The sequence below is a fragment of the Methylobacterium sp. J-001 genome (genome assembly GCF_022829565.1).
Taxonomy (GTDB): Bacteria; Pseudomonadota; Alphaproteobacteria; order Rhizobiales; family Beijerinckiaceae; genus Methylobacterium.
Genome location: NZ_JAKSYN010000218.1, coordinates 39,364 through 51,854 on the forward strand (window position 1 = coordinate 39,364; position 12,491 = coordinate 51,854).

Genomic DNA, 12,491 nt, shown 5'->3' on the forward strand with positions numbered 1-12,491 from the left:
TGCGGCGCTCGTGAGCCACATGGAGGACGTGCTGGCTGTTCCAGGCCTGGCCTGCCGGCATACGCCGTCCGCTCGCGTGTCCCGATGACACCAGCCTGCGGTTGATCGGCAAGGTCTGCAAGCGCCGGTCCTCTGGCCAGGCTGCGAACGAGCTTCGCGAGGATGCTCCCGATCCTGAACCTAATCAGCCGTTTTTGTTGCACCGGAACCTATCATGTCACCCCCCCCCCCAAACCCCCCCCCCCCCCCCCCCTGTATGCGCGCCCCAACATGCAAACCGCACGTTACAGGCTCACCCCCGCAACCGGGTGGTGTTGCCGCCGGGCGGCGGGACCAAACGGCTCGGCGCGGGGGGGAGCCGGGGGGCGTGGTGGGGGGTGCGGCCGGCGGCCGGGGCCCTCCCCGCACCGAGGCTGCGGGCGCGCCGGGATGCACTGCAGGGCGGGCGTGACGTTCCAGGCCTGGCTCGCGCGCATACCCCGTCCCGTCGCGGGTCCCGAGTGACGCCGGCCGCGGTGAGCCGGCAAGGGCCGCAAGGTCCGGGCCCTCGGCAAGGGTGGCAACGGGTTTGCCGTGGGAGCTCCCGATCCGTAACCCCACTCGCCGCTTTGGTTGCACCGGAACCTATACCGTGCCCCACCCCCCAACACCTCCGCCGCCGCCGCGCCAAGCGCGCGCACCCCGAAGGCCAGGTCCACGTCGCTGGTATCCTCCGCCCAATGGTGGCTGATGCCGCCGATCGACGGGACGAACAGCATCGCGGCCGGGAGGATCCGGGCGATGTTCTGGGCGTCGTGGCCAGCGCCCGAGGGCATCACCTGCCAGCGACCGGGGCAGACCAACTCGGCGGCCTCCGAGAGAGAGCGCCTGAGGTCCGGGTCGCAGGGGGCGGGGATCGCTTTCGATAGAGCCGTGAGCGTGGCGGGGCAGCGCTCGCGCCGGTTCGATTCGCGCACCAGCGCCTCGAGGCACGCTTCCATCCGCTCCAGCACCGGGATCGACACGTCCCGGAACTGGAAGGCCACCTCGGCGCGGCCCGGGATGATGCTGTAGCCGCCGGGATCCAGGGTGATCCGCCCCGTGGTCCAAGTGCTGCGCGGGCCGCAGACCCTGGGAAATTCCCGGTCGATCGCCGCGAGCAGGCGCACCGCCGAGAGCCCCGCATCCCGACGTTCGGCCATGGTGGTGCCGCCGGCATGGTCCTGGTTGCCTGCGAACACGATCTGGAATTGCCAGATCGCCACGATGCCGCTGACCACGCCGAGATGCAGGCCAGCGGATTCGAGCTGCGTGCCCTGCTCGATATGCAGTTCCAGAAAGCCCCGATAGCGGGCCGGATCGAGCCGCATCCGCGGCAATCCAACGAGCCCGGCGGATTCGAGGGCCGCGCGCAGGGGCGTGCCGTCGGTGCGGTTGCGGGCGGCATCGATCTCGGCCTCGGTCAGGTCGCCGATCGCCGATCGGCTGCCCAGGAAGCCCCCGGAGAAGTGCCCTTCCTCGTCCGCGAAGGCGACGACGTCGACCGGCAGCCCGGCCCGGGCCAGAGCCAGCCCGGCGACCACTCCCAGCGCCCCGTCGAGCCAGCCGGCCTCGTTCTGGGTCTCGATGTGGCTGCCGACCAAGAGGTGGGGTCCGGGCTCGCAATGGCGCCCGAGTACGTTGCCGATCCCGTCGATCGACGCCTCAAGGCCGCAGGCCTCGATCTGGGCCATCAGCCAGCGGCGCGATTCCATGTCCTGGGGCGAGAAGGTCGGCCGATGGACGCCGGTGCGGAACCGGCCGATCTCGCGCAGGGCGTAGAGGTCGGCCAGGAAAGCTTCGGTGTCGATCTCGGTCATGCTTCGGGCCTGAATGCTGAAAGCCCGGACCGTGCAAGCGCCATGCGCGCCGACGGGGTTTCCAAAGGGTGAGCCCTTTGGCGGGGTGTCGGGGCGAAGCCCGACAGCAGGGCTTGAGCCCTGCACCCGCGAAAGGTCACGGACCTTTCGAAACCATGACCCGCCGCGCTACTCTGCCGCCGCGGGCCGCCAATCCACCGTGGGGGGGCCCGCCATCCAGGCCCCGAGGTCGGCCCGGGCGCGGTCGGTGAGCGCCCGCCGCTTCAGCACGGCCTTCTCAGGCCCGCGCAGGCGGCGGCCGGTCTCGTTGCGGGGGGCCTGGGCCAAGGGCGGGAACAGGCCGAAATTGACGTTCATCGGCTGGAACGAGCGCGGGGCGTTGGCCTCGCCGTCGGCCCCGACATGGCCGCCGGTGATATGGGCGATGAGGGCGCCGAGCGCCGTGGTCTGGGGCAGGGGGCTGAGCGGCCAGCCCGCCGCCTCGGCCACGGCGAAGCGTCCGGCCATCAGCCCGATTGCGGCACTCTCGACATAGCCCTCGCAGCCGGTGATCTGGCCGGCGAAGCGCAAGGTGGGCCGGGCCTTCAGCCGGAGGGTGGCGTCCAGCAGCCGCGGGCTGTCGAGATAGGTGTTGCGGTGCAGGCCGCCGAGCCGGGCGAACTCGGCCCGCTCCAGGCCGGGAATCGTGCGGAAGATCCGGACCTGCTCGGCATAGGTCAGCTTCGTCTGGAAGCCGACCATGTTGTAGAGGGTACCCAGCGCGTTGTCCTGCCGCAGCTGCACGATCGCGCAGGCCTTGACCTGGGGATCGCGCGGGTTGGTGAGCCCCACGGGCTTCATCGGGCCGTGCCGCAGGGTCTCGGGGCCGCGCTCGGCCATCACCTCGATCGGCAGGCAGCCGTCGAAATACGGCGTGCCCTCCCATTGCTTGAATCCGATTTTTTCCCCCGCCACGAGGGCGGCCACGAAGGCGTCGTACTGCGCCCGATCCATCGGGCAGTTCAGGTAATCGGCGCCCGTGCCGCCGGGGCCGGGCTTGTCGTAGCGGGACTGGAACCACGCCACGTCCATGTCGATCGAGTCGCGATGGACGATCGGCGCGATGGCGTCGAAAAAGGCGAGGGACTCGGCGCCGGTGAGCGCCCGGATGCCCTCGGCGAGCGCCGGGGCTGTCAGCGGGCCGGTGGCGACGATGCAGGGCCCCCAGTCTTCCGGGGGCAGGCCCTCGACCTCGCCGCGCACGAGCGTGACGTTGGGGTGCTGCTCCAGGGCCCGGGTCACCGTGGCGGAGAAGCCCTCGCGGTCGACCGCCAGCGCACCGCCCGCCGGCACCTGGTTGGCGTCGGCCGCCCGCATGATCAGCGAGCTCAAGGAGCGCATCTCCTGGTGCAGCAGGCCGACGGCGTTGCTCTCCGGATCGTCGGAGCGGAACGAGTTCGAGCAGACGAGCTCGGCCAGGCCGTCGGTCTGGTGGGCCTCGGTGCCGCGCACCGGGCGCATCTCGTGGATCACGGCGCGATGGCCGGCCTCGGCCACCTGCCAGGCCGCCTCGGATCCCGCGAGGCCGCCGCCGACGATGTGAAGGGTCTGTGTCATAACCCAGAATAGCGAAGGACCGTCGCCCGGATCAACGGGCGGCGGTCCTTTGGGTCGTATCGCGATGGGGCCGGGAGATCAGACGCGGGCGATGCCGTGAATCTCGCTGCGGTTGATGCCGAGATCGGCAAGATCGCGATCCGAAAGGCGGGAGAGCTGGGAAACGGTGTCGCGATACCGGAGATAGGCGCGGACGCGACTCAGGACGCTACGAGCGGCGGACATAGAATACATTGACCTCTGTTCAGGCAGCGGATGGCGCGCCGTTGCGCATCGCTGCCTCTTGTTGGTGCAACGCACATATAAACCTGCCGCGGCGCAGCAGGAGTCATAAGGTCAAGGATCTGGTCTGCACGGGCCGCATGGTCGGCTTAAGAAACCGGCAACCTTCCCGGCTGGTCATTCTTTGTGCGCATGCCGGGAGGCGGGTAAGAATGCGCGAAGGGCGTCCCGCCGGCCGGCGGGACGCCCTTCGCAGCGCGGACCGGGCCCGGTCGCTCAGTAGAACGGGCGCGGGCCGTAGAAGCCGTAGGGCCGGTCATAGGGTCGGTAGAACGGGCGCGGGCGGCCATAGCCATAGCCGCCGTCATAGACCGGCCGACGCCAGTGGGGGCGGGGCCCCCAGCCCCAGTTCGGGCGGCAGATGCCCCAGGGGTTCGGATGAAAGCCCGGGCCGCAGCCCCCCGCCGCCTGGGCGGGGCCCACGAGCCCGAGGCCGCCGGCGATCGCGGCGGCCATAACGAGTGCCTTCGCGCGCGGTGCGCTCAGAATCGCCATGACAGATCTCCTCGAAGCGTCCGGCGGATCGGTGCCGGTCGAGAGAGAGTCGGCCCCGTCGCCTGAACCGACGCTGAGCCTGTGGTTGTATCCCGTGCAGGCTCGCGTCGGCATCCGAGAAGCGCAGCCGCGGCGGCGACGGTTTCGCGGGCGGCTGTCAGTGCAGCGAGGGCGTGCGCAGGAACCGCTCCCGGTCCGCCGAGACCAGGGCGAGCTTCACGCCGCGGCCGTCGCGGCGCACGGTGAGCGGGACGCGCACACCCGCCTCGCCGAGCGCCCAGATGCTGCGGAACAGGGCGGCGAGGTCCGGGACCGGCTCGCCGGCCACCGCCTCGATCACGTCGCCGCTGCGCAGGCCGCCGGTCTCGGCCGGGCCGCCATCGGCGAGTCCCATCACCACGATGCCCTCCTCGCTCTCGGTGGCATAGAGGCCGAGCCAGGGCCGCGGCGGCCGGTTCGCGCGCCCGCGCGTGACCAGATCGTCGAGGATCGGCGGCAGGAGGTCGATCGGCACCACCATGTTGATCGGGCGCGCGCTGCTGCTGCCGCCCTGCTGCAATTGCAGCGAGCCGATGCCGAGCAGCTCGCCCTGCGCGCCGATCAACGCGGTGCCGCCCCAATGCGGATGCGCCGGAGCGGTGAACAGCGCCTCGTCGAGGACATACTCCCAGTACCCGGCGAATTCCTGCCGGGCGACGACCTCGACGGCGACGCAGCGCTGGCGTCCGCCCGCACCGGCCACCACCGCCCGGTCGCCCGTCTTCAGCTCGGCCGAGCGGCCGAGCGGCAGGGCCGGGACGCCGAGATCGCCCAGGGCCTGGACCATGCCGAAGCCGGTGGCGGCATCAAAGCCGAGCACGTGGCCCTGGACCGAGCGGCCCTCCCGGGTGGTCAGCCAGACGCTCTCGGCCTCCGTCACGAGGTAGCCGACGGTCAGCACCAGCCCGTCCTCCCGGATCACCACGCCGTTGCCGGCGCGCTCGGTCCCGAGAGTTTCGGCCGTGAAGGCGCTCTCCGGCACCCGCGCCGACAGGGCGAGCACCGACGAGAGCGCCCGATCGAGATCGTAGCCGTAATCCGCCGGCCTGGGCTGGGCCTGCGCGGGGATCTTCCACTCACCCTGCGTCGCCATGAGATTCCTTCGACTGTTCGCTCTGCTCCGGCGCCGCCGGACGCGCGAAATCGAACTTAGATAAGCTGTCCGCGCCGCCTGCGACACCCGTGGCGCCGCGCCGCGCGGCGATCGTTGAGCCGGCGCCCCATCGACGATCCTGTGCGGAGCCGGTGATGTGACAGGACGGGCGGGGCCCCTTAGATCTAGTCTTACGGAAGCGCGACCGGCAGGGGAACGGGCGTGCGGACACAGGAACGGATCTTGGCCGGACCGATTTTTGCCGCGGGGGGGACTCCGGACTGGGTGCAGCCAGGCCTTCCCGGCGCCGACGACGCCCGGCTGCGGCGGCTGCTGTTCGAGATCGGGCGCGGCGAGGCGGCGGCGCTGGCCGAACTCTACGATCTGACCAGCCCGAAACTCTTCGGCGTGATCCTGCGTATCCAGCGCGATCGATCCCTGGCCGAAGACATCCTTCAGGACGCGTATCTGCGGATCTGGCGGGCGGCCGGGAGCTACGACCCCGAGGCCGGACGCCCGCTCGCCTGGCTGTGCACGATCGCCCGTAATCGGGCGATCGACGGCCTGCGCCGGAAGGGGGCGGTGGAGGTTCAGGGACCGGTGCGGGACGACGGCGAGGATTGGGTGGCGCGGCTGATGGACCCGCATGACGACGCCGCGGCGTTCCTGGACCGGGACGCCCTCGCGGCCTGCCTGGGCCGGCTCGAGCCGGCGCATCGGGATTGCGTGGTGCTGGCCTATTGCGAAGGCCAATCCCGCGAGGAATTGGCCCAGCGCTACGCGAGGCCGGTCAACACGATCAAGACCTGGCTGCACCGGGCGCTCGCCTCCCTGAAGACCTGCCTGGAGGCGGTCTCGTGAGCGGCGGCCCCGGCGACCTCGCCGCGGATCCCGGTTCGGATCCCGACCTGCGCGCGGCCGAGTACGTGCTCGGCACCCTCGACCCGGGGGAGTGGGCCGCCATGGTTCACGCGCTCGCCACCGATGCGGATGCGGCGGGCCGGGTGCGGGCGTGGGAGCGGCGGTTGTCGCCGCTGCTGGCTGCGATCCCACCGGTGGTGCCGCCGTCGCGGGTGCGCGCAGCGCTGCTGCGGGCGGTGCCGGCCGGGTCCGGCGGGTCGCCCGACCCGCTCGCCCATCTGCGCCGGCAGGTCCGGCGCTGGCGGATCGCCACCGCGGGGGCCGGGCTGCTGGCGGCTGGCCTCGCGGTGTTCGTCGCATTCGGATTGCGGCCGGAGCCGGAGGGTGGCCGCTACCTCGCGGTGGTCCAGGGCGGCGGTGCGCTCCCGGCCCTGATCGTGCGCGTCAACACCCGCACCGGCACCGCCCAGGTCCGGCCGGTGGGAGCCGAGGCGCCCGCCGGCCGGAGCCTTGAGCTGTGGTATGTCGGCGCCGCGGGGCCGAAGCCGCTCGGCCTCGTCGGGGCCGGTGCGAGCCGGGTGAGCCTGCCACAGGACGCCACCCCGGACGGGGTGCTGGCGGTCTCCGTGGAGCCACCGGGCGGCTCGCCGAGCGGCCAGCCTACGGGACCGGTGGTCTATACCGGCAAGCTGATCGCGGAATAGGCGCCCCCGAAGAGCCCGCAGCGCCGGGTCGGCGCCGCGGGCGATCGGATCACCGGATCCGTCAGGGCATCAGCACGGCGTTGATGACGTGGATCACGCCGTTCGACTGCATCACGTTCGGGATCGTCACCGTGGCGGTGCCGCCCTTCACGTCGGTGATCAGGACCTTCTTGCCCTGCACCGCCACGGCGAGCGGCTCGCCCTCGACGGTGGTGAGCTGACCCTGGCCGCCGCCCTTCTTGACGAGCGCCATCAGGTCCTTGGCGGTGTAGACGCCCGGGACCACGTGGTAGGTCAGGATCTTGGTCAGCGTCGGCTTGTTCTGCGGCTGCACGAGGTTCTCGACGGTGCCGGGCGGCAGCTTGGCGAAGGCCGCGTTGGTCGGCGCGAACACCGTGAACGGGCCGGGTCCGCTCAGCGTGTCGACGAGGCCCGCAGCCTTCACGGCGGCGACCAGCGTGGTGTGGTCCTTGGAGTTGACCGCGTTCTCGACGATCGTCTTGTTGGCATACATCGGCGCGCCGCCGACCATCGGGTTCTTGGCCTGGGCCGCGCCGGTCACGCCGAGGCCGAGGGTCAGAGCGAGGGCGACCGTACGGGCCGCACGCCGGCCTCTGAAAGCGTTGAGCATCCTGGAGTTTCCTTCCGTCAGGCATCCCGGGATCGCATGAGCGCCGGGCTTGCATCGCCGCTTACGGGGTCTCGCGCGGAAAGGTTTCGCAGGATCTGAATATCGGCCCCGGTCCAGGCCGGACATGAAAAAACCGCCCGGGCGGAGGCCGGGCGGTTCGCCGTCCTGGCGGACGGTGTGGCGGGGATCCGGGGTCCCCCGCCACGTGCGCGGCGGGGGACCGGCATCTCGGTCGATCAGTACTTGCGGACCAGGGCGGCCGGGACCGGCGAGACGGGGGCCGGCGAGTACAGCGGCACGATCAGGCGGAGCCAGCCGTCTGTGGAGTAGTCGCTGCGGGTGCGGCCGAACGCATTGGTGAACTGCGCGCCGGTGACGACGTCGCGGGCCACGTAGGCCTGCACGGTGAAGACCTTGAAGTCGTAGCCGATCAGGCCGCCGACGGCGAACCGGCCGCGGTTGTTGGCGGCCGCGCTGAACTGGCCGATGTCGAAGTTGTAGGTGCCGTAGGCGACCGGACCGATCTCGAAGTTGCCGAACTTCTTCGTCGCGGTGATGTCGAAGTTCAGGGCGTTGGACAGGTAGAACGGGCCGAGGGCCGCGCCGACCGGACCACCGAAACGGCCGGGCGAGTCGTAGATGTTGGCGGTCAGGTTGCCGGTGATGTTCCAGCCGTCACCGGTGTAGCTGCCGGCCACGCCGAAGCGGTAGGTGTTCGAGGAGAGCTGCGGCAGCACCGGGGTCGCGGTCGTGCCGTTCGCGGTGATGATCGAGCCGCGGTCGCCGTTGAGGTCGTTCAGGTACACGCCGCCGAGCAAGCTGACGCCGAAGTTGCTGCCGAGGTCGAACGCCCAGATACCGCCGACGAAGGTGCCGACGTTGATCGAGATGTCCTTGTTGCGCACGCCGGCCGGGTTGCGGGTGAAGGCGAACACGGTCGGGGGGGCGACGAGCAGCTCGACGCGGCCGCCGAACGGCACGAACGGCGTCGACCAGACCAGGACCGGGACGTTGACGGCCGTATCGGGATCGTTCCGGCCATCGGTGCGGCGGAACGTGAAGGTGTTGATCGCGTAGATGCCCTCGGGCAGCGGCGCGCCGATGGCGAGGCCGACCTGCTCACCCGGAACCGTCGTGGTCTGCGCCTGCGCGATCGTCGACGTCATGCCGACCGTGAGCGCGACCGCGCCGGCCGCGAGCCAGTTCTTCATCATTGTTTCATTCCTTCCCAAGGTCTCAAGGCATCCGTCCCGCATTCGGCACTACCCTGCCGGTCTGCTCGCCAATGGCGGCTGCCGGCTTCCGGTCTGCCGAGCGCCCCCACGGTGCCCGCCCGTCTCAACGCTGCTGACTATTCTACAGAGACCTGCGGAAAGACAGTGGAATGCTGGTCGAAGCGGCAAAACCGGCCGAACCGTTGCGCAAAAGCCGCATTTTTGCGGCGACGCAACACAGTCCCCAGAATTGAATATCGCCCCCCGATCGGCAAAATATCGTTGAATGGTCAAGCTGTTGATCGCGGCATCCGCGGGAGAATCCGGCAAGCCCCGGCGGGCGGACGGGCAGAGGCCCGTCCGGCGCAGGCGGCCGGAAATCCCGGTTTCGGACGGCCCGAGACGGGTCCGAATGGGGGCCGGCGGCCCGAATCACCGATCGCCGCAAACGGTCCCAACCGAAATCCCGGTCGTTACCCGGCAGAATCTGCCGCCCCGGGGCCTATTCGGCGGCGGTGCGTCGGCCGGATTGCGGGGCCGGGCGACGGGCCAGCACCTCGCGCAGGAACCGGCCGGTATGGCTCGCCTTCGCGCGGGCGATCTCCTCCGGGGTGCCGAGCGCCACCACCCGGCCGCCGCCATCGCCCCCCTCGGGACCCATGTCGATCACCCAGTCGGCGGTCTTGATCACTTCGAGGTTGTGCTCGATCACCACCACGGTGTTGCCCTGGTCGACGAGCTCGTGGAGCACCTCCATGAGCTTGGCCACGTCGTGGAAATGCAGCCCGGTGGTCGGCTCGTCGAGGATGTAGAGGGTACGGCCCGTCGCGCGCTTCGACAGCTCCTTCGACAGCTTCACTCGCTGCGCCTCGCCCCCGGACAGGGTGGTGGCCTGCTGGCCGACATGGACGTAGTGCAGGCCAACGCGCTTGAGGGTCTCGAGCTTCTCGCGGATCGCCGGCACCGCCTTGAACAGCTCGGCCGCCTCCTCGACGGTGGAATCGAGCACGTCGGCGATGGACTTGCCGCGGTACTTCACCTCCAAGGTCTCGCGGTCGTAGCGCTTCCCCTTGCACACGTCGCAGGTGACGTAGACGTCCGGGAGGAAGTGCATCTCGATCTTGATGACGCCGTCGCCCGAGCAGGCCTCGCAGCGCCCGCCCTTCACGTTGAAGGAGAAGCGCCCCGGCTGGTAGCCCCGGGCCTTCGCCTCGGGGAGACCCGCGAACCAGTCGCGGATCGGCGTGAAGGCGCCGATATAGGTGGCCGGGTTCGAGCGCGGGGTGCGCCCGATCGGCGACTGGTCGATGTCGATGACCTTGTCGAGATGCTCCAGCCCTTCGAGGCGGTCGTACGGGGCCGGGTGCTCCAGCGCCCCGTTCAGTTTCTTCGCGACGGCCTTGTACAGGGTGTCGATCACCAGGGTGGATTTCCCGCCGCCCGAGACGCCGGTGATGCAGGTGAAGGTGCCGAGCGGCACCTCGATATCCACGTCCTTGAGATTGTTGCCGCGGGCGCCGAACACGCCGAGCTTGCCCTTGCGCCCCTTGCGCCGCGCAGCCGGGGTGCGCACCGACAGCGCGCCGGTGAGGTACTTGGCGGTGAGCGAGGCGGGGTTGGCCAGAACCTCGGCGGGGGTGCCCTGGGCGATGATCTCGCCGCCATGGATGCCCGCGCCCGGGCCGACATCCACCACGTAATCGGCCTGCAGGATCGCGTCCTCGTCGTGCTCTACCACGATCACCGAATTGCCGAGATCGCGCAGGCGCTTGAGGGTGCCGAGCAACCGCTCGTTGTCGCGCTGGTGCAGGCCGATCGAGGGCTCGTCCAGCACATAGAGCACGCCGGTCAGCCCGGAGCCGATCTGCGAGGCCAGCCGGATGCGCTGGCTCTCGCCCCCCGACAGGGAGCCGGAGCCGCGGGCCAGCGTCAGGTATTCGAGGCCGACATCCACCAGGAAGCTCAGCCGGTCGCGGATTTCCTTCAGAATTCTGACCGCGATCTCGTTTTGCTTGGCCGTCAGCTTCTCCGGCAATGCGGAGAACCAGCGATGGGCTTCCGAAACGGATAGAGCCGTCACGTCGCCAATATCGGCCATGGCGATCTTCACGGCCAAAGCCTCGGGCTTCAGCCGCTTGCCGCCGCAGGACGCGCAGGGCGTCTCGCTCATGAAGCGGCCGATTTCTTCCCGGACGGCGTCCGAGTCGCTTTCCTTGTAGCGGCGCTCCAGGTTCGGGATCACGCCCTCGAACGGCTTGTTGACCGCGTATTTGCGCAGGCCGTCGTCGTAAGCGAAGCGGATCGCCTGCTTGCCGGAGCCGTACAGGACCACGGCGCGGGCCGCCTCCGGCAGGCTCTGCCAGGGCACGCTGGTCTTGAAACCGTAATGCTCCGCCAGCGCGTCGAGCGTCTGGCCGTAATAGGGCGAGGTCGATTTCGCCCAGGGGCCGACCGCGCCGCGCTTCAGGCTGAGCGCGGGATCCGAAATCACCAGCTCGGGGTCGATCCGCATCTCGTGGCCGATGCCGCCGCAGGTCGGGCAGGCGCCGAACGGATTGTTGAACGAGAACAGCCGGGGCTCGATCTCCGCGATGGTGAAGCCCGAGACCGGGCAGGCGAAGCGGGACGAGAACGTGATCGTCCGGGGCTCCGCGCCCTCGGGGGCGTCCGCGAACACGATCTCGCTGATGCCGTCGGCCAGTTCCAGCGCGGTCTCGAAGGAATCGGCCAGCCGCGCGGCGATGTCGGCCCGCACCACGATCCGGTCGACCACCACATCGATGTCGTGCTTGAACTTCTTGTCGAGCTTGGGCGCGTCATCGATCGCGTAATACTCGCCGTCGATCCGCAGCCGCTGAAACCCTTTTTTTTGGTACTCCGCGATCTCTTTCCGGTATTCGCCTTTTCGCCCACGGACCACCGGGGCCAGCAGGTAGAGCCGGCTCTTCTCCGGCAGCTCCAGCACCCGGTCGACCATCTGCTGGACGGTCTGGCTCTCGATCGGCAGGCCGGTGGCCGGGGAGTACGGGATGCCGACCCGCGCCCAGAGCAGGCGCATGTAGTCGTAGATCTCGGTCACCGTCCCGACGGTGGAGCGGGGATTCTTAGAGGTGGTCTTCTGCTCGATGGAGATCGCCGGCGAGAGCCCGTCGATCTGATCGACATCGGGCTTGGACATCATCTCCAGGAACTGGCGGGCATAGGCCGAGAGCGATTCGACGTAGCGGCGCTGCCCCTCGGCGTAGATCGTATCGAAGGCGAGCGACGACTTGCCCGAGCCCGACAGCCCGGTGAAGACCACGAGCTTGTCCCGGGGGATCGTCAGGTCGACGTTCTTGAGATTGTGCTCCCGGGCGCCCCGGACGGTGATCACCCGCCGGTCGGCGGCGCTCGGCGGCGCGGCGTCGAACAGGGCCTCCAGCTTGGCGTCGGTGGCGGCCTCGTTCCGCATGTCGGTGCGGGGGGCGGCGGGCAACGCGGACTTTTTCAGACGCGCGGGTTTGGCCGGGGCCGATCCGGCCGGCGCCGCCTTGGTGGGCGCTTTGGGCGAAGACGCCTTCACGGGAGCCGGTTTGGGAGCAGCTTTGGTGGCGCCGATTTGGGGTCCCACTCGGGTTCCGGCTTGGGCTTTGGCCATGAGGGCGGCGGTCTTTCGAGGCGTCGACACGGTCGGGCTGGCTTGCGCACGGGTCAGCCGCCGCACCCGCTCATGTCGAGCCCGGAACGGCCGACGGCAAG

At 69.9% G+C, this 12,491-nt stretch carries 9 protein-coding genes and 1 pseudogene; 2 read left to right on the forward strand and 8 right to left on the reverse strand.

The features are described from left to right. Positions 1-638: 638 nt before the first annotated feature. The 5 genes and pseudogenes from MKK65_RS28935 to MKK65_RS28955 form a co-directional block, all read right to left on the reverse strand. A pseudogene (locus MKK65_RS28935) lies at positions 639-1,838 on the reverse strand (Zn-dependent hydrolase); the annotation flags it as partial. A 168-nt stretch (positions 1,839-2,006) separates the two neighbouring features. Next, positions 2,007-3,434: a methylenetetrahydrofolate--tRNA-(uracil(54)-C(5))-methyltransferase (FADH(2)-oxidizing) TrmFO gene (gene trmFO, locus MKK65_RS28940; protein WP_243961633.1), complete on the reverse strand. Its 1,428-nt coding sequence runs from the start codon at positions 3,432-3,434 to the stop codon at positions 2,007-2,009. Between the two features lie 78 nt (positions 3,435-3,512). Then, positions 3,513-3,659: a DUF1127 domain-containing protein gene (locus tag MKK65_RS28945; protein ID WP_007566967.1), complete on the reverse strand. Its 147-nt coding sequence runs from the start codon at positions 3,657-3,659 to the stop codon at positions 3,513-3,515. A 273-nt stretch (positions 3,660-3,932) separates the two neighbouring features. After that, positions 3,933-4,211 (reverse strand): GCG_CRPN prefix-to-repeats domain-containing protein, encoded by a 279-nt coding sequence (locus MKK65_RS28950; RefSeq protein ID WP_243961634.1) that lies wholly within the window; start codon positions 4,209-4,211, stop codon positions 3,933-3,935. A gap of 157 nt (positions 4,212-4,368) precedes the next feature. Continuing rightward, positions 4,369-5,343: a S1C family serine protease gene (locus tag MKK65_RS28955; protein WP_243961636.1), complete on the reverse strand. Its 975-nt coding sequence runs from the start codon at positions 5,341-5,343 to the stop codon at positions 4,369-4,371. A 255-nt stretch (positions 5,344-5,598) separates the two neighbouring features. Between MKK65_RS28955 and MKK65_RS28960 the strand changes: the two genes are divergently transcribed. Then, entirely contained in the window at positions 5,599-6,204 is a 606-nt protein-coding gene (locus tag MKK65_RS28960) for a sigma-70 family RNA polymerase sigma factor (RefSeq protein ID WP_409565517.1), read from the forward strand. After that, positions 6,201-6,908: an anti-sigma factor domain-containing protein gene (locus MKK65_RS28965; protein WP_243961637.1), complete on the forward strand. Its 708-nt coding sequence runs from the start codon at positions 6,201-6,203 to the stop codon at positions 6,906-6,908. Before MKK65_RS28960 ends, MKK65_RS28965 begins: the two co-directional genes overlap by 4 nt. 61 nt (positions 6,909-6,969) lie before the next feature. On the opposite strand, the gene MKK65_RS28970 is transcribed toward MKK65_RS28965, so the two are convergent. The 3 genes from MKK65_RS28970 to uvrA form a co-directional block, all read right to left on the reverse strand. Continuing rightward, positions 6,970-7,539 carry a fasciclin domain-containing protein gene (locus tag MKK65_RS28970; RefSeq protein ID WP_058194917.1) on the reverse strand — a complete coding sequence of 190 codons (570 nt, stop codon included), beginning with the start codon at positions 7,537-7,539 and terminating at the stop codon, positions 6,970-6,972. Positions 7,540-7,775: 236 nt separating this feature from the next. Beyond that, positions 7,776-8,753, reverse strand: coding sequence for a transporter (locus tag MKK65_RS28975; protein ID WP_058194916.1), 978 nt, complete (start codon positions 8,751-8,753; stop codon positions 7,776-7,778). Positions 8,754-9,255: 502 nt separating this feature from the next. Next, positions 9,256-12,390 carry an excinuclease ABC subunit UvrA gene (uvrA, locus tag MKK65_RS28980; RefSeq protein ID WP_243961639.1) on the reverse strand — a complete coding sequence of 1,045 codons (3,135 nt, stop codon included), beginning with the start codon at positions 12,388-12,390 and terminating at the stop codon, positions 9,256-9,258. Positions 12,391-12,491 lie beyond the last annotated feature (101 nt).

What these genes read in the sequence shown, in the direction of transcription:
- trmFO (WP_243961633.1), bottom strand. Translation starts at nt 3,434, where the DNA reads ATGACACAGACCCTTCACATCGTCGGCGGCGGCCTCGCGGGATCCGAG.
- MKK65_RS28945 (WP_007566967.1), bottom strand. Translation starts at nt 3,659, where the DNA reads ATGTCCGCCGCTCGTAGCGTCCTGAGTCGCGTCCGCGCCTATCTCCGG.
- MKK65_RS28950 (WP_243961634.1), bottom strand. Translation starts at nt 4,211, where the DNA reads ATGGCGATTCTGAGCGCACCGCGCGCGAAGGCACTCGTTATGGCCGCC.
- MKK65_RS28955 (WP_243961636.1), bottom strand. Translation starts at nt 5,343, where the DNA reads ATGGCGACGCAGGGTGAGTGGAAGATCCCCGCGCAGGCCCAGCCCAGG.
- MKK65_RS28970 (WP_058194917.1), bottom strand. Translation starts at nt 7,539, where the DNA reads ATGCTCAACGCTTTCAGAGGCCGGCGTGCGGCCCGTACGGTCGCCCTC.
- MKK65_RS28975 (WP_058194916.1), bottom strand. Translation starts at nt 8,753, where the DNA reads ATGATGAAGAACTGGCTCGCGGCCGGCGCGGTCGCGCTCACGGTCGGC.
- uvrA (WP_243961639.1), bottom strand. Translation starts at nt 12,390, where the DNA reads ATGGCCAAAGCCCAAGCCGGAACCCGAGTGGGACCCCAAATCGGCGCC.